The following is a 15,310-nucleotide window of genomic DNA, read 5'->3' as shown; positions in this document are numbered from 1 at the left end:
TTCAGCCGAGCAGCGCGTCCGCGAATTCCGCTGCGCTGAACGGCTGCAGGTCTTCCACCTTCTCGCCGACGCCGATGAAGTAGACGGGCACTGGACGCTGCCGTGCGATCGCGGCGAGAATCCCGCCCTTCGCGGTGCCGTCCAGTTTCGTGACGATCAGGCCGGTGAGGCCGAGCGCGTCGTCGAATGCCTTCACCTGCGTGAGCGCGTTCTGGCCCGTGTTCGCGTCGATCACGAGCAGCACCTCGTGCGGCGCGCCGTCGTGCGCCTTCGAGATCACGCGCTTCACCTTCTTCAGTTCCTCCATCAGGTGGAGCTGCGTCGGCAGGCGGCCGGCCGTGTCGGCCATCATCACGTCGATCTTGCGCGCGCGCGCGGCGCTGACCGCGTCGAAGATCACTGCGGCCGGGTCGCCGCTTTCCTGCTGCACGACCGTCACGTTGTTGCGTTCGCCCCAGACCGCCAGCTGTTCGCGCGCGGCCGCGCGGAACGTGTCGCCCGCGGCCAGCAGCACCGACTGGTCGAAGCTCTGCAGATGCTTCGCGAGCTTGCCGATGCTGGTCGTCTTGCCCGCACCGTTCACGCCGGCGATCATCATCACGAGCGGCTGCGCGCGGCCGAGCATCAGCGATTTCTCGAGCGGCGTCAGCAGTTCGACGAGCAGGTCGTGCAGCGCGCTCTTCACCTGCTGCGGGTCGGTCAGCCGGCCCACGCGCACCTTTTCGCGCAGCGCGCCGAGCAGGTACTCGGTCGCGTCGACACCGGCGTCGGACATCAGCAGCGCGGTTTCGAGCTCTTCGTACAGATCCTCGTCGATCTTCGTGTTGACGAACACGCCGGTGATGCTCGAGCCTGTTTTTGCGAGCCCCGTTTTCAGGCGGGCGAGCCACGATTTCTTCGCGCTCGCATCCTGCGTGGGCGGCGGCACGATCTCGACCGTTTCGACGACCTCGTCGCTGCCGTCGTTGGCCGGCGTGACCGTCATGACGACGGCCGACGCGGCCGGCTGCACGGGGGCTTGCGGGGCCTCGGGCGCGGGCGCTTCAGGCGCTTCGGACGTCTCGTCCGGTTGCGGCGCATCGGCCGATTGCGATTCCGCGGAGTCGGACTCCTGCGTTTTCTTGAATCGTTTGAAGAAGCTGAACATGGTCTGGCGTCGGGAAGAGGGCGGGCGCCGCCATGGCGGAGCGCCGGAGGGGCCGTCCTGCGTGCGCACGGCGGCCGAAACCGTGCATTTTATCAGTGCGGCGGGGCGCTCGCGTCAGTGCGCGCCGCCGCTGTGGTAACGTGCGCCTGTTTGGCGGTGCGCCCTCGTGCGCACCCGGTCCCTCCGTTGTCGATATTCCGTATGTCCCGTTCCTCTTCCGGCCGCGCTGCGGCCCCCTCTGGCCGCGGCAAGCCGCACACGATCCGCATCATCGGCGGCGACTGGAAGCGCACGCCGCTCGCCGTGCTCGATCTCGACGGCCTGCGGCCGACGCCCGATCGCGTGCGCGAGACGCTGTTCAACTGGCTCGGCCAGGATCTCGAAGGCCGGCGCTGTCTCGACCTGTTCGCGGGCACCGGTGCGCTCGGCTTCGAAGCCGCGTCGCGCGGCGCGTCGAGCGTCGTGATGGTCGAGCGTCACCCGCGCGCCGCGCAGCAACTGCGCGCGATCAAGGACAAGCTCGGCGCACGCTCGGTCGAGGTCGCGGAAGCCGACGCGCTGAGGCTCGCGGCCGGGCTGACGCCGGGCGCGTTCGACGTCGTGTTCCTCGATCCGCCGTTCGGCGAGCAGGCCGTGCTCGATCGCGCGATCGCGCTGTCGGCATCGCTCGTCGCGCCGGGCGGCGCGCTGTACGTCGAGACGGGCGCGGAGCTCGACACGGCCGCGCACGAAGCGCTCGCGGGCTGGCAGGTGGTGAAGCACGGCAAGGCCGGTGCGGTTCACTATCATTTGCTGCGGCGCGAAAATGATGAATAATGCGCGTTCCATACGAGGCGGCGCGCCGCAAAGGCGACGCATGCCCATCTCGGCGGCGGTGTGCGGATTGCACGGCTGCCAACCCGTTTGCGTGATGACAGGAGGAGCGACATGGTAGTCGCCGTGTATCCCGGTACGTTCGATCCGCTGACGCGCGGGCACGAAGACCTCGTGCGGCGTGCGTCGAGCATTTTTGATACGCTGGTAGTCGGCGTTGCGGACAGCCGCGCGAAGAAGCCGTTCTTTTCGCTGGAAGAACGTCTGACGATTGCGAACGAGGTGCTCGGTCATTATCCGAACGTGAAGGTGATGAGCTTCACCGGCCTCCTGAAGGACTTCGTCCGCGTCAACAACGCACGCGTGATCGTGCGCGGCCTGCGCGCCGTGTCCGATTTCGAATATGAGTTCCAGATGGCAGGGATGAACCGCTATCTGCTGCCCGACGTCGAGACGATGTTCATGACGCCGTCCGATCAGTACCAGTTCATCTCGGGGACGATCGTGCGAGAAATCGCGCAGTTGGGCGGCGATGTCAGCAAGTTCGTGTTTCCGTCCGTCGAGAAGTGGCTGACCGAGAAAGTCGCTGCGATGGGAGGCCCGGCCGCGTGACGCGGCGCCGGCCGGTTTCGTTGCGAAGCCGGCCGCCGGCCTGAAGAAGTGAGATCAGTATGTCTTTGATGATTACCGACGAGTGCATCAATTGCGACGTGTGCGAGCCCGAGTGCCCGAACGGCGCGATTTCGATGGGCCCGGATATCTACGTGATCGACCCGAACAAGTGCACCGAGTGCGTCGGCCATTTCGACGAACCGCAGTGCCAGCAGGTGTGTCCGGTCGAGTGCATCCCGCGCGATCCGCAGCATGACGAATCGCACGCGCAATTGATGGAGAAGTACCATGCGTTGATCGCCGCGAAGGGCGACGACGCGCAGTGACCCTGCGGTGACGCGCGTCGGCATGGCTGCGCGCGTCGCGGTCATGGCGTCACGATTTCCGGCCGGCGCCTTTCGGCGCCGGTTCCGTTTCAGCCCAGCAGCTCGCGCAGTGCCGCGACGAGCGCGTCGCACTCGGCATCGGTGCCGACGGTGATGCGCAGATACTGGTCGATTCGCGGCGCGCGGAAGTGCCGCACGAAAATCTCCCGATCCTTCAGCTTTGCGGTGATCGCGCCCGCATCGTGCGCGGGATGGCGCGCGAACACGAAATTCGCGGCCGACGGGACGACGTCGAAACCGAGCCCGTCGAGCGCGTGCGTGAGCCGCTCGCGGCTGTCGATCACACGCCGGCAGGTCGCACCGAAATAGTCGGTGTCTTCGTATGCGGCCTGGGCGGCAACCTGCGCGAGCCGGTCGAGCGGATACGAGTTGAAGCTGTCCTTCACGCGATTCAGCGCGTCGATCAACCCCGCATCGCCGAACGCGAAACCGACGCGCATGCCCGCGAGCGAGCGCGCCTTCGACGTCGTGTGCACGACCAGCAGGTTCGGATACCGGTCGATCAGCGTGATGGCCGACTGCGCGCCGAAATCGACGTACGCTTCGTCGATCACCACGACCGACGACGGGTTCGCGGCCGCGATCCGTTCGATGTCCGCGAGCGGCAGCGCGCGCCCGGTCGGCGCATTCGGATTCGGAAACAGCACGCCGCCTGCGTCGTCCAGATAGTCTTCGACCCGGATCGAGAAGTCGTCCGCGAGCGGCACGACGGTGGTCGCTATGCCGTACAGGCGTGCATAGGTCGGATAGAAACTGTATGAGATGTCCGGGAAGCGCAGCGGCCGGTCGTGCTTGAGCAGCGCCTGGAACGCATGCGCGAGCACTTCGTCGGAGCCGTTGCCGACGAAGATCTGCTCGGGCTTGATGCGGTGATGGGCCGCAACCGTCTCGCGCAGCGCGCGCGCGAGCGGATCGGGATAGCGGCGCAGCGTGTCGCCGGTTTCGCCGAGTTCGCGTGAAATCGCCGCGACGACGCGCGGTGAAGGCGGATAGGGATTCTCGTTGGTGTTCAGCTTGACGGGGTGCGCGAGCGCGGGCTGTTCGCCCGGCACGTAGGGCACGAGTTGCTGAACGACGTCGCTCCAGTAACGGCTCACCGCTTGGCTCCTGACGGGCAAAACGATGAGATTACCGCATGTGGACGTTGCGGTGCGCAATGGCGCGGGAAGGGGCGGCCGCCCGGCGCAGCCGGACGGCACGATGCACCATGCCGGTGCGATGCGCGTTCAGTTGCGATGCAGTTGCATCGTCGCGCGGTCGAGTTCGCCTTTCACCACCATCGGCATCACGGCGAGCGCGCGTTCGATCGACGCGTCGATCACGTCCTGCTCCTCGCGGCGCGGCGGCTTCAGCACGAAGTTCGCGACGTCGGGCTTCGCGCCGGCGCGCGCGCCTTCCGGAATCAGGTCGCGCGGATGGCCGATGCCGATCCGCAGCCGCCAGTACTGCTGCGACGACAGGTGCGCGGAAATGTCCTTGAGGCCGTTGTGGCCGCCGCTGCCGCCGCCGAGTTTCAGCTTCACGGTACCGGGCGGCAGATCGAGTTCGTCGTGGGCGACGAGGATCTGGTCGGGCAGGATCTTGAAGAAACTCGCGAGCGCGACGACCGACTGGCCGGAGCGGTTCATGTAGGTTTGCGGCTCGAGCAGGTGGACTTCCTCGCCGTGCAGGCGCGCTTTCGCGTAGAAGCCGTGGAAGCGGCGCTCGTCGCGCAGCGTCGTGCCTGCTTCGCGGGCGAGCTGGTCGATCAGCCAGAAGCCGGCGTTGTGGCGCGTCGCGGTGTATTCCGCCCCGGGATTGCCGAGGCCGACGATCAGTTTGATCATGACGTTTCGTGGGCGGCAGGAGCCGCCTGGGCGCAGAAAAAGAAAAACCCGCCGGGCAAGCCGCGGCGGGTTGCGTCGACCGTTTCGTGAAACGGATCGAACGGGCGCATAGGCGACCGCTTAGGCAGCCGGCGTTTCGCCTTCTGCTGCGTCCGACACGGCACCAGCCGGGACCGTCGCCGATGCGACAACCGGGTTTTCCGCGTCGACGTGCGCGACCAGCGCGACGCCCTTCGGCAGCGTGATGTCCTTCGCGTGCAGCGACTGACCTGCTTCGATCTTCGACAGATCGACTTCGAGGAATTCCGGCAGAGCCGTCGGCAGGCACTCGATTTCGATTTCCGTCGCGACGTGCGAGACGATTGCGCTCGACAGCTTCACTGCCGGGCTGACTTCAGCGTTCAGGAAGTGCAGCGGCACCTTCGTGTGCAGCTTCTTCTTCGCATCGACGCGCTGGAAGTCAACGTGCAGCACCAGTTGCTTGAACGGGTGGTATTGCACGTCGCGCAGCAGAACCTGTTGCGACTGACCAGCCACTTCGAGGTCGAGGATCGACGAGTGGAAGGCTTCCTTCTTCAGTGCGTGCCACAGCGCGTTGTGATCGAGTTCGATCTTTTGCGGGGCAGCTTCGCCACCGTAGACGATACCCGTGGTCTTGCCAGCGTTGCGCAGGCGGCGGCTCGCACCCGTACCTTGCTCTTGGCGCTCGAAAGCGACGACTTTCATGTGATTCTCCAATAGCTGCCCGCGACCAGGCAGTAAAACGGGGCCGGCGAAATGGCGGCCCCCGATGAAGCGGACGGGGTTTCGTCTATCCCGTCCGATTGTGCAAAAAGCGAAGCGTCGCCGCTTCGCTTTCCGCGCATTACTTTGTCGTGTCGTGACGCGATCAGGATTCCGCGAACAGCGACATCACCGAATCGCCGCGGCGGATCCGGGAGAACGTTTCGGCCAGCAGGCTCGCGCTCGTCAGCGAGCGGATCTTCGAGCAGGCCAGCGATTCGGCCGACAGCGGGATCGTATCGGTGACGACCAGCTCGTCGAGTGCCGATGCGGCGATACGATCGGCGGCGCCGCCCGACAGCACCGGGTGCGTCGCGTAGGCAAACACCTGCTTCGCGCCGCGATCCTTCAGCACTTGAGCAGCCTTGCAGAGCGTGCCTGCCGTATCGACCATGTCGTCCATGATCACGCAGGTACGGCCTTCGACTTCACCGATGATGTTCATCACTTCGGCGATGTTCGCCTTCGGACGACGCTTGTCGATGATCGCGAGATCGCAGTTGAGCTGCTTCGCGAGTGCACGGGCACGCACCACGCCGCCGACGTCCGGGGACACGACGAGCAGATCCGAGTAGTTCTGCTTGCGCAGGTCACCCAGCAGGATCGGCGTTGCGTAGATGTTGTCGACCGGAATGTCGAAGAAGCCTTGAATCTGGTCGGCGTGCAGATCCATCGTGATGATCCGCTCGACGCCGGCGATTTCCAGCATGTTCGCGATGACCTTCGCCGAGATCGCGACACGCGCCGAACGCGGGCGACGGTCCTGGCGGGCATAGCCGAAGTAGGGGATGGCAGCAGTGATCCGGCCGGCGGATGCGCGCTTGAGCGCATCGACCATGATCATCAGTTCCATCAGGTTGTCATTCGTCGGCGCGCACGTGGATTGCAGGACGAAGACGTCCTTGCCGCGCACGTTTTCCTGGATCTCGACCTGGATCTCGCCGTCGGAGAACCGGCTGACCATTGCTTTGCCGAGGGGAATTCCAAGGATATTGACGACTTCCTGGGCGAGCGCGGGATTCGCGTTGCCAGTAAAGACCATCAAGCCATCATGGCTGTGGCTGCTCATCGTGCACCTGCTTCAGGCTTAGGCGGGAAATGCGGGAAAATTTTTGGCAGGGGAGGAAGGACTCGAACCCTCGCATGCCGGAATCAAAATCCGGTGCCTTGACCAACTTGGCGACTCCCCTACACTTAACTGATAACTTTACCGGACTTGTAGGCCATCCGATAAAGCAAAACTTCATGATGCGAAAGCGAAGAGCGGATGCTCGTTCAAGCTCTCGGCAACTGCACCGTTCCAGCCGGTGGGCAGCTTGGCTTTCGCCGCTTCTGCCTCATGCTTGCTGCGAAACGCCGCAAACACACTTGCTCCGGAGCCTGTCATCCTCGCGGGGGTCACATTATACAACCATTTGACCACCTGTGCAACTTCCGCGTACTTACTTGCTACAACTTGCTGCATATCGTTCCGGCCGAAACTGTCTGGCCATCCCGCATCGCTGTTTTGCTGTGCAAGAAAGTCAGCAATTGTGACTGGCTTCGTATCCCTTGTCAACAACTCATCTGAAAAAATTTCAGCGGTGGGGACATGAACTCGCGGCGTCACAACCAGGAACCAGCGAGTCGGCAATTGTACCTCAGCTAATTCCTCCCCGATACCCTCTGCGAACGCATTTTTTCCAAAAACAAAAAACGGGACGTCAGCACCGAGTTTTACCGCGAGCGATTGCAGCGCCGTGCGCGGCAGGTCGAGCTGCCACAGGCGGTTCAGCGCGAGCAGCGTCGTCGCCGCGTCGGAGCTGCCGCCGCCGAGGCCCGCACCCATCGGCAGGCACTTGTCGATTTCGATGTCGACGCCGGCCGCGGTGCCCGTGTGGGCCTTCAGCAGGTTCGCGGCGCGCACGACGAGGTCGCTTTCCTCGGGCACGCCAGGCACGTCCGTGACGCGTGCGACGCGACCGTCGTCGCGCAGCGTGAAGTGCAGCGTGTCGCCCCAGTTCAGCAGTTGGAACACGCTCTGCAGATCGTGATAGCCGTTCGGACGACGGCCGGTGATGTGCAGGAACAGGTTGAGTTTCGCGGGCGCGAGGCAATTGCGCAGCGAGCGGGTCGAATCGGTCATGCGTATGTCGGGGCTAGGTTCGCGTGCTTACTGGTCGAGCACGAGCTTGATGTCGAGCGGCGGCGTCGCGCGCACGAGGTTGACGCGCTTGACGCCGGTGGCCGGTGCGTCCGCGTAGGCGAGGTAGTCGATCGTCCAGCCGTCCTGGCGAATCTGCTTGACGTGCGTCGCGTCGGCCGGGTCGCGCACCGTCTGCGCGGGCGTCGCGGGCGCGGGCGTCGGCAGCAGCCAGTAGCGCAGGCCGGCCAGCGGCAGCGAGAAGCCGAGCGTGTTCTGCATCAGCTCGCCGACGTCCGTCGCGTATTGCGGCTGACGGTTCGGCAGCTCGAGCGATGCGGCCTGCGGCGTCGATTTCACGATCGCGAGCGTCTGGCCGAGCGGGCTGAGCAATTCGAGCGAGACGTCGTCGCCGTGCTCCTGCCAGTCGAAGTTGCCGTACACGTTCTGCGGCCTGCCGAGGCTGTCGTTGTACTGCACCGCGAAGCGGCCGTGGTACGCATGCGTTGCGGCCGTCTGCAGCACGGCGCCCGACGGCGCATTCGCCGACGGCGGCGTGCTCGCGCAGCCGGCAAGCGCGAGCGCCGCACCGGCCGCGGCCAGCGTGCGCAGCACGCGGGAAGACGGGGAAAGCATCGGGGACATCCGCATCAGAGGCTGTTGATCTGGAAGCGCTTGAGCGTCTGCACGAGCGTGTCGTTGTCGGGTTCGAGCTTCTGCGCGGCACGCCACGCGGCGCGCGCGTCGTCCTGCGCGCCGCTCTTCCACAGCACTTCGCCGAGGTGCGCGCCGATCTCGGCGTTCGGCTGCAGGTCGTACGCATGCCGCAGGACCTTCGCCGCGCCGGCCGTGTCGCCCATCCGGTACTTCACCCAGCCGAGGCTGTCCATGATGTACGCGTCGTTCGGCGCGAGCGACATTGCCTTGTCGATCAGCTTGCTGGCCTCGGGCAGGCGCTGGTTGCGATCGGCCAGCGAATAGCCGAGCGCGTTGTACGCCTGCGGATTGTCGGGCTGCGTGCGGATCAGCTCGCGCAGCTGCTTTTCCATCGTCGTGTAGTGGCCGGTCTTTTCGGCCGCCATCGCGTAGTCGTAGCGCAGGTCGGGATCGTCCGGGAAGTCCTGCACCGCCTGCGCGAGCCGCGCCTCGGCTTCCGGATAGCGCTTCGCGGTGAACAGGATCGACGCGTCGGTGCGTGCGACGACCGCTGCATCGCGCGGATCGCTGATCGGCAGGTCGTCGAGCACCTTGCGCGCTTCGTCGGTCTTGCCCTGTTTCTGCAGCAGCTGCGCGCGCGTGATCTGCGCGGGCAGGTAGTGCTGGCTCGTCTGGTCGACCTTGTCGAGCCATTGCGACGCCTGCGCGTCGTTGCCCTGCTCGATCGCGATCTGCGCGAGATAGATGTAGCCCTGGCCAACGTCGAGGTTCGGCTGCTTGTCGCCGAGCTGCACGTACTGTTTCAGGTACGCGCTCGCGTCGTCGAGCTTCTTCTGCTGGATCTTGATCAGCGCGAGCGCCATCAGCGGCGTCGGATCCTTCGAGTCGAGCTTGCGCATCGTCTCGAACTGCTTCTGCGCGTCGTCCAGGCGATCATCGGCGAGATAGAGCTGCGACAGCGCGAGCCGCGCGTCGCGCGACTTCGGATTCTGCTGAACATATTTCTCGAACGACGCGATGCCGGCCGCCCGCTCTGCGGGGCCCATCTGCGACAGCATCAGCGCCGCCGGCAGGTAGTCCGGGCGGATCTGCAGCGCCTGCTTCAGCGATTGCGCGGCGCCGTCCTTGTCGTCGACCGCGAGCTGCTGCCGCGCGATCGCGAGCTGCGCTTCGGGCCGGTTCATGTCGTTCTTCAGCATGTCCTTCAGCACCGCGAGGCCGCCGACGCGGTCGGCGCCGCGCACCAGCAGCGCCTGCAGCGCGAGGATCGCGGGGCCGCGCGTTTCGCCGGTCGCGCGGGCCAGTTCGCGCGCGAGCATCGGCTCTGCGTCGGCCGGCTTGCCGGCGAGCACGAGCAGCGCGGCGTCGACCTGCGATGCGCGGTTCGAATCGGGGGCGTACTGGCGCCACAGGGACGCCGCCGACAGTGCGTCGGCCGGGCTCTGCGCGCCGAGCGCGATCTCGGTCGCGCGCTGCGCCATGCGCGGATCGTGCGTGTCGCGGGCGAGCGCGAGATAGGTCTGGTAGGCCGGCGCGGGCTGGCTGCGCTGGAGCGCGACCTCGGCAGCCAGCACCTGATAGACGATCTGGCTCGTCAGCGGGACGCCGGGGAGATCCTTCTTCTCGTCCGGCATTACGTGCTCGAACGCGCCCTGCGAATCCGCGTCGTCCGATGCCAGATCCTGCGCGTGAGCCGGGAAGGCGGAGAGGGTCCAGGCCGCGAACAGCGCGGCGCCGAGCGCGCGGCGGACCGGGAACGCACGCGCGCCACGCTCGGCGGCGGGGCGCTTCAGAAGCAGCTTCGAGGGCAAGGTCATGGAAATCCGTTCGATGTTTCAACCGATTGTAACGCGCTCGCTACAATACACGCACGATAGTGATAGGGTCTGTTTACATGTGGAACGCGCATGCGAATGCCCCAAATCGCCCGTCCCCCAAGGGGACTTCCTTGCGGGGCGCAGGCAAGAAGCGAGGAGCGCCGTTTGGCGAGCCAAACAAGCGACGAGCGACGCCGCCATGCGGGCGATTTGGAGCATTCCCGTGGAATGAATTTTTTTAATTAGGGGTTGCCACGAGAACGGCCGCTCGCCGCGTTGCGCTTCTTGCGAATACGTCAGTATTCGCGGCGTCGCGCGCCTCGCGAGCGGCCGTTCTCGTGGCAACGCATGCGCGTTCCACATGTAAACAGACCCTCGCCTCAGACCCGCAAAATATGCCAGAGTTGCCAGAAGTCGAAGTCACGCGCCGGGGCATCGAGCCCTTTGTCGCAGGCCGCCGCGTCGAGCGTGTCGACGTCCGTACCGCGATGCTGCGCTGGCCCGTGCCGGCGGGGCTCGCGGAGCAATTGCGCGCGCGCGAGGTGCTCGCGGTCGAGCGTCGCGGCAAGTACCTGCTGTTCGAGGTCGACGCGGGCTGGTTCATCGTCCATCTCGGGATGACGGGCACGTTGCGCGTCCTGCCCGCGGCCGGCGTGCCGGTTGCCGCCAAACACGACCACATCGACTGGATTTTCGACGAATTCGTGCTGCGGTTCCGCGATCCGCGCCGTTTCGGCGCCGTGCTGTGGCACCCGCGCGAAGCGGGCGACGTGCATGCGCATCCGCTGCTCGCGAGCCTCGGCGTCGAACCGTTCTCGCCCGCGTTCACCGGCGCGCTGCTGCACGCGCGCACACGCGGCCGCACGGTGTCGGTCAAGCAGGCGCTGCTCGCGGGCGACATGGTCGTCGGCGTCGGCAACATCTATGCGTCCGAGAGCCTGTTTCGCGCCGGCATCCGGCCGACGACGGCCGCCGGCAAGGTATCGTTGCCGCGCTACGAGCGGCTGGCCGACGCCGTCCGGGCGACGCTCGCCGACGCGATCGAGCGCGGCGGCAGCACGCTGCGCGACTTCGTCGGCAGCAACGGCGAAAGCGGGTATTTCCAACTCGACTGCTTCGTCTACGATCGCGCGGGCCTGCCGTGCCGCGTCTGCGGCACGCCGATCCGGCAGATCGTCCAGGGTCAGCGTTCGACCTATTACTGCCCGACCTGCCAGCGCTGAACCGCGCGTTGAACCTTTTTTCACAGACTCGACCACTTGAAGCCGCCTCGCACCGCCCCCGCCCCATACCCCGTCACGCCGCTGCACGGCACGTTCGCCTCGCGCCTCGTCGCGTGGCAGCGCGTGCACGGCCGCCACGACCTGCCGTGGCAGAACACCCGCGATCCGTACCGGATCTGGTTGTCGGAAATCATGCTGCAGCAGACGCAGGTGTCGACCGTCATTCCGTACTACGCGCGCTTTCTCGAACGCTTCCCGACCGTCGTCGCGCTGGCCGACGCGCCGGCCGACGACGTGATGGCGCTGTGGGCCGGCCTCGGCTACTACTCGCGCGCCCGTAACCTGCATCGCTGCGCGCAGGTGGTCGCCGCCGAGCATGGCGGCGTATTCCCGCCGACGCCCGACGCGCTCGCCGAACTGCCCGGCATCGGCCGCTCGACGGCCGCGGCGATCGCGTCGTTCGCCTACGGCGCGCGTGCGACGATTCTCGACGGCAACGTGAAACGCGTGCTCGCCCGGGTGTTCGGCGTCGAAGGCTTTCCGGGCGAGAAGCGCGTCGAGAACGACATGTGGGCGCTTGCCGAATCGCTGCTGCCGGATGCCGCGAACCCGGCCGACGTGAGCGCGTACACGCAGGGGCTGATGGATCTCGGCGCGACGCTGTGCATGCGCGGCAAGCCGGATTGCGCGCGTTGTCCGTTCGCGGGCGACTGCGTCGCGCAATCGACGGGGCGGCAGCGCGAACTGCCGGCCGCACGGCCGAAGAAGGCGGTGCCGACGCGCAAGACCTGGATGCTCGTGCTGCGCGACGGCGATGCCGTGCTGCTCGAGCGGCGTCCGCCGGCCGGCATCTGGGGCGGGCTGTGGTGCCTGCCGCAGGCCGACGGCGACGCCGCGCTCACGGAACTCGCGCGCGGCTTCGGCGGCGGCGGCCCGGTGGCGCTCGCGCCGTTCACGCATACGTTCACGCATTTCCGGCTCGAGATCGAGCCGCGGCTGAGCGACATGACGGCCGGCGGACTGCCGCTTGCGCAGGATGCCGAGACGGCGTGGGTGCCGCTGAGCAGGCTCGACGCGTACGGCGTGCCGGCGCCCGTGCGCAAGCTGCTCGATGCGCTGAGCGGGCCGCTGCTGTAACGAAAGGGGCGGTGCGCGGCAGGCGCCGCGTGCTTTCCAACGCGCCGGGTTTCAACCCGGCCCGTGCACCGCGCGGGATGTCGCCACGACGCGACGCGCGATGGGTGCGCTTACAGCCACCCGTGCCGGTCGAGCACGTGGTGTACGGCGTCGATGCGTGCGCCGACGTCCGGAAACTCCATCAGCTTCTGCCGCGCGCGCAGGTCGAGCGGCAGCAGTTCGGCGAGGCGGTTCGACACCCAGCTCGGATCGTCGAGGCGGAACGGTTCGCCGAACGGCATCTTGCCCGGTTCCGATTTCTTCAGCGCTTCGATGATGCGCTCGAGCACCTCGGCACACGAGCCGAATTGCGCGAGCGCCTGCTCGCCTTCGAGCGGGATGTCGTCGGGCAGCGGCTCCGCGATGCCGACCAGCAGCCCGTTGCCTTCGACGCGATACGACAGCAGCTCGAAGCGTTGCGTGCCGACGGTCTGCAGGAACAGCATCCCGAATTCGCCGGTGTCGCATTCGGTGATGCGTGCCATGCAGCCGATGGTCTCGGGCACCGAGACGGCGCCGTCCTGCGCGACTTCGGGGCCGCTCTTCAGCAGGCACACGCCGAACGGCGCCTCGTCGCGCAGGCAGGCGCGGGCCATGTCGAGATAGCGCGCCTCGAACACCTTGAGCGGCAGCCAGCCACCGGGGAACAGCACCGTGTGCAGCGGAAACAGCGGCAGGTCGATCAGGGTGGTCGATAGGGTAGACATGGCGCGCCGGCGAAAGGGCGGAGTCGCTAAGGTCGGTCGACCTCGGTGACGAGCCGCGACGACGCGTCGACATCCACGGGCGCGTCACGATGCCGCACGATCACGTTCGCCTCGGGCGCGAGGCGCGCGGCGAGCGTTTCCGCGATGAACACCGAGCGATGCTGCCCGCCCGTGCAGCCGATGGCGACGGTCAGGTAGCTGCGGTTGTCTTCGCGAAAGTGCGGCAGCCATTTCATCAGGAACGCATGGATGTCGTCGATCATCTGATGGACGATCGGCAGTGCGTCGAGAAAGGCGATGACCGGCTGGTCGAGCCCGGTGAGCGGGCGCAGCTCATGGTCGTAGTACGGATTCGGCAGCGCGCGCACGTCGAACATCAGGTCGGCGTCGAGCGGCACGCCGCGCTTGAAGCCGAACGACTCGAACATCACCATCAGGTCGTTGTTCTTCTGCTCGATGAAGCGCTTGACCCACGTGCGCAGCACGTTCGCACGCAGCGTGCTGGTATCGATCTGGTGACCGAATTCGGCGAGCGGCGCGACGAGATCGCGTTCGCGCTCGATCGCTTCCTCGAGCGACGACAGCAGCCCGACGTTCGCATCGTGCGACGGCGAGCCGGACAGCGGGTGGCGCCGGCGCGTTTCGGAGAAGCGCTGGATCAATGCCTGCGTGCTCGCGTTCAGGAACAGCACGCGGACGTCGTGCTCGAGCGACAGCGCGCGGATCAGGCCGGGCATTTCGTCGAGCGACGCGCTCGAGCGCGCATCGATTGCGACCGCGAGCCGGTGCTGGCCTGCCTCGGCGAGGTAGCGGGCGAGTTCGGGGAGCACGTGCGGCGGCAGGTTGTCGACGCAGTAATAGCCCGCGTCTTCAAGCGCGTTCAGCGCGACGGATTTGCCTGAGCCGGAGATGCCGGTGATGAGGACGATGCGCATGGGAAGCAGAGAATCCTGACGTTTCATCATAGCACCGGCTCGACGCGCCGGCGCTGCGTGGCCGGCGCGGGGGAATTACACCAGCTTGCCGGGGAACTGACTGTCGGGATCTTGCATCGCGAGTCGTTGCCGATCCATGAAATCGCGCAACGTGTCGATTCCGCGCAACTGCAGGATCGTGTTTCGCACGGCTGCCTCGACGAGCACCGCGAGGTTGCGGCCGGCCGCCACCTGGATCGTGACCTTGCTGATCGGCAGGCCGAGCACGTCGACGGTCTGGCTTTCCAGCGGCAGGCGCTGGAATTCGCCGTCCGGACGGCGTACGAGCTGGACGATCAGCTTCAGCTTCATTTTCCGCCGCACGGCGGTTTCGCCGAAGATCGTCTTGATGTCGAGCAGGCCGAGGCCGCGAACTTCGAGCAGGTTCTGCAGCAGCGGCGGGCAGCGGCCTTCGACGAAATCGGGGCCAAGTCGAACGAAGTCGACCGCGTCGTCGGCGACGAGGCCGTGACCGCGGCTGATGAGCTCGAGGCCGAGTTCGCTCTTGCCGAGACCGGAGTCGCCGGTGAGCAGCACGCCCATCCCGAGGATGTCGAGGAACACGCCGTGCAGCGTCGCGCGCGGCGCGAGGATGCGCGACATGTAGAGCCGCAGGCTGTCGATCACCGCGGCGGCCGACATCGGCGTCGTGAACAGCGGGGTGGACGAGCGCGTGCAGCGCAGCACCAGTTCGGGCGGCGCCGCCGCGCCGCCGGCGACGACGAGGAACGGCGGTTCGAGTGCGATCAGCTCGGCCATGTGGCGCGAACGGTCTTCGTCGGTCTGCCGCTGGTAGTAGTCGATTTCGGCTTCGCCGAGCACCTGGATCCGGTTCGGGTGGATCAGGTTCAGGTGGCCGACGAGGTCGGCGCTCGACGTCGCGTTGCCGACGGTGTCGGCCGAAAAACCGCGCTCCCAGCCTTCATGCCCCGTCAGCCAGCTCAGCTTCAGCGTGGCTGCGTTGTCGTCGAAGATGCTCTGGGCGTTGATGCTGGACGTATCCATGACTCTCGTCACTCCAATGAGCCGGTGCACGCGCGCGGCGACGGGCGTCGCCATGCGGGGCC

The 15,310-nt window shown here is 66.5% G+C and carries 16 protein-coding genes and 1 tRNA gene; 5 read left to right on the top strand and 12 right to left on the bottom strand.

The annotated features are described in order from the left end of the window. Position 1: 1 nt before the first annotated feature. Entirely contained in the window at positions 2-1,147 is a 1,146-nt protein-coding gene (gene ftsY / locus DCN14_RS29635; RefSeq protein WP_096507370.1) for a signal recognition particle-docking protein FtsY, read from the bottom strand. A 201-nt stretch (positions 1,148-1,348) separates the two neighbouring features. Between ftsY and rsmD the strand changes: the two genes are divergently transcribed. From rsmD to DCN14_RS29620, 3 genes are all read left to right on the top strand, one after another. Next, entirely contained in the window at positions 1,349-1,963 is a 615-nt protein-coding gene (gene rsmD / locus DCN14_RS29630) for a 16S rRNA (guanine(966)-N(2))-methyltransferase RsmD (RefSeq protein WP_096507369.1), read from the top strand. Between the two features lie 111 nt (positions 1,964-2,074). Next, positions 2,075-2,572, top strand: coding sequence for a pantetheine-phosphate adenylyltransferase (gene coaD / locus DCN14_RS29625; RefSeq protein WP_014895999.1), 498 nt, complete (start codon positions 2,075-2,077; stop codon positions 2,570-2,572). Positions 2,573-2,631: 59 nt separating this feature from the next. Then, the gene (locus DCN14_RS29620; protein ID WP_039321670.1) at positions 2,632-2,898 is read left to right on the top strand and encodes a YfhL family 4Fe-4S dicluster ferredoxin; all 267 of its coding nucleotides are present in this window, start codon (positions 2,632-2,634) and stop codon (positions 2,896-2,898) included. An 89-nt stretch (positions 2,899-2,987) separates the two neighbouring features. On the opposite strand, the gene hisC is transcribed toward DCN14_RS29620, so the two are convergent. From hisC to DCN14_RS29580, 8 genes are all read right to left on the bottom strand, one after another. Further along, the gene (gene hisC, locus DCN14_RS29615; RefSeq protein WP_096507368.1) at positions 2,988-4,055 is read right to left on the bottom strand and encodes a histidinol-phosphate transaminase; all 1,068 of its coding nucleotides are present in this window, start codon (positions 4,053-4,055) and stop codon (positions 2,988-2,990) included. A 129-nt stretch (positions 4,056-4,184) separates the two neighbouring features. Beyond that, positions 4,185-4,784, bottom strand: a complete 600-nt coding sequence (gene pth / locus DCN14_RS29610; RefSeq protein WP_096507367.1) for an aminoacyl-tRNA hydrolase — start codon at positions 4,782-4,784, stop codon at positions 4,185-4,187. Positions 4,785-4,904: 120 nt separating this feature from the next. Further along, entirely contained in the window at positions 4,905-5,510 is a 606-nt protein-coding gene (locus DCN14_RS29605) for a 50S ribosomal protein L25/general stress protein Ctc (RefSeq protein WP_096507366.1), read from the bottom strand. Positions 5,511-5,673: 163 nt separating this feature from the next. Further along, positions 5,674-6,636 carry a ribose-phosphate pyrophosphokinase gene (locus DCN14_RS29600; protein ID WP_059233164.1) on the bottom strand — a complete coding sequence of 321 codons (963 nt, stop codon included), beginning with the start codon at positions 6,634-6,636 and terminating at the stop codon, positions 5,674-5,676. A 44-nt stretch (positions 6,637-6,680) separates the two neighbouring features. Then, positions 6,681-6,757: transfer RNA gene (locus DCN14_RS29595), tRNA-Gln, on the bottom strand. A 53-nt stretch (positions 6,758-6,810) separates the two neighbouring features. Then, a complete protein-coding gene (gene ispE / locus DCN14_RS29590; protein WP_096507365.1) occupies positions 6,811-7,692 on the bottom strand; it encodes a 4-(cytidine 5'-diphospho)-2-C-methyl-D-erythritol kinase in 882 nt (293 codons plus the stop codon). Between the two features lie 27 nt (positions 7,693-7,719). Beyond that, positions 7,720-8,340: a lipoprotein insertase outer membrane protein LolB gene (lolB, locus tag DCN14_RS29585; protein WP_096507364.1), complete on the bottom strand. Its 621-nt coding sequence runs from the start codon at positions 8,338-8,340 to the stop codon at positions 7,720-7,722. Next, on the bottom strand, positions 8,340-10,163 hold the full coding sequence (locus DCN14_RS29580) for a tetratricopeptide repeat protein (protein ID WP_096507363.1): 1,824 nt from the start codon (positions 10,161-10,163) through the stop codon (positions 8,340-8,342). Before DCN14_RS29580 ends, lolB begins: the two co-directional genes overlap by 1 nt. A gap of 395 nt (positions 10,164-10,558) precedes the next feature. Between DCN14_RS29580 and mutM the strand changes: the two genes are divergently transcribed. Next, complete coding sequence (mutM, locus tag DCN14_RS29575) at positions 10,559-11,386, top strand: bifunctional DNA-formamidopyrimidine glycosylase/DNA-(apurinic or apyrimidinic site) lyase (RefSeq protein ID WP_044847468.1); 828 nt, start codon at positions 10,559-10,561, stop codon at positions 11,384-11,386. Positions 11,387-11,422: 36 nt separating this feature from the next. After that, positions 11,423-12,523 carry an A/G-specific adenine glycosylase gene (gene mutY, locus DCN14_RS29570; protein WP_096507362.1) on the top strand — a complete coding sequence of 367 codons (1,101 nt, stop codon included), beginning with the start codon at positions 11,423-11,425 and terminating at the stop codon, positions 12,521-12,523. A 110-nt stretch (positions 12,524-12,633) separates the two neighbouring features. Here the strand turns inward: mutY and DCN14_RS29565 are convergent, their stop codons facing one another. The 3 genes from DCN14_RS29565 to hprK all read right to left on the bottom strand — a co-directional run bounded on the left by DCN14_RS29565 (position 12,634) and on the right by hprK (position 15,248). Further along, on the bottom strand, positions 12,634-13,269 hold the full coding sequence (locus tag DCN14_RS29565) for an LON peptidase substrate-binding domain-containing protein (protein ID WP_096507361.1): 636 nt from the start codon (positions 13,267-13,269) through the stop codon (positions 12,634-12,636). Between the two features lie 26 nt (positions 13,270-13,295). Next, positions 13,296-14,204, bottom strand: coding sequence for an RNase adapter RapZ (gene rapZ, locus DCN14_RS29560; RefSeq protein WP_096507360.1), 909 nt, complete (start codon positions 14,202-14,204; stop codon positions 13,296-13,298). 75 nt (positions 14,205-14,279) lie between these two features. Further along, on the bottom strand, positions 14,280-15,248 hold the full coding sequence (hprK, locus tag DCN14_RS29555; RefSeq protein ID WP_006483133.1) for an HPr(Ser) kinase/phosphatase: 969 nt from the start codon (positions 15,246-15,248) through the stop codon (positions 14,280-14,282). Positions 15,249-15,310 lie beyond the last annotated feature (62 nt).

This window comes from Burkholderia sp. IDO3 (assembly GCF_003366075.1).
GTDB lineage: Bacteria > Pseudomonadota > Gammaproteobacteria > Burkholderiales > Burkholderiaceae > Burkholderia > Burkholderia anthina.
The sequence above is the reverse complement of the archived record's forward strand: the minus strand, read 5'-3'. Positions and strand labels throughout refer to the sequence as shown.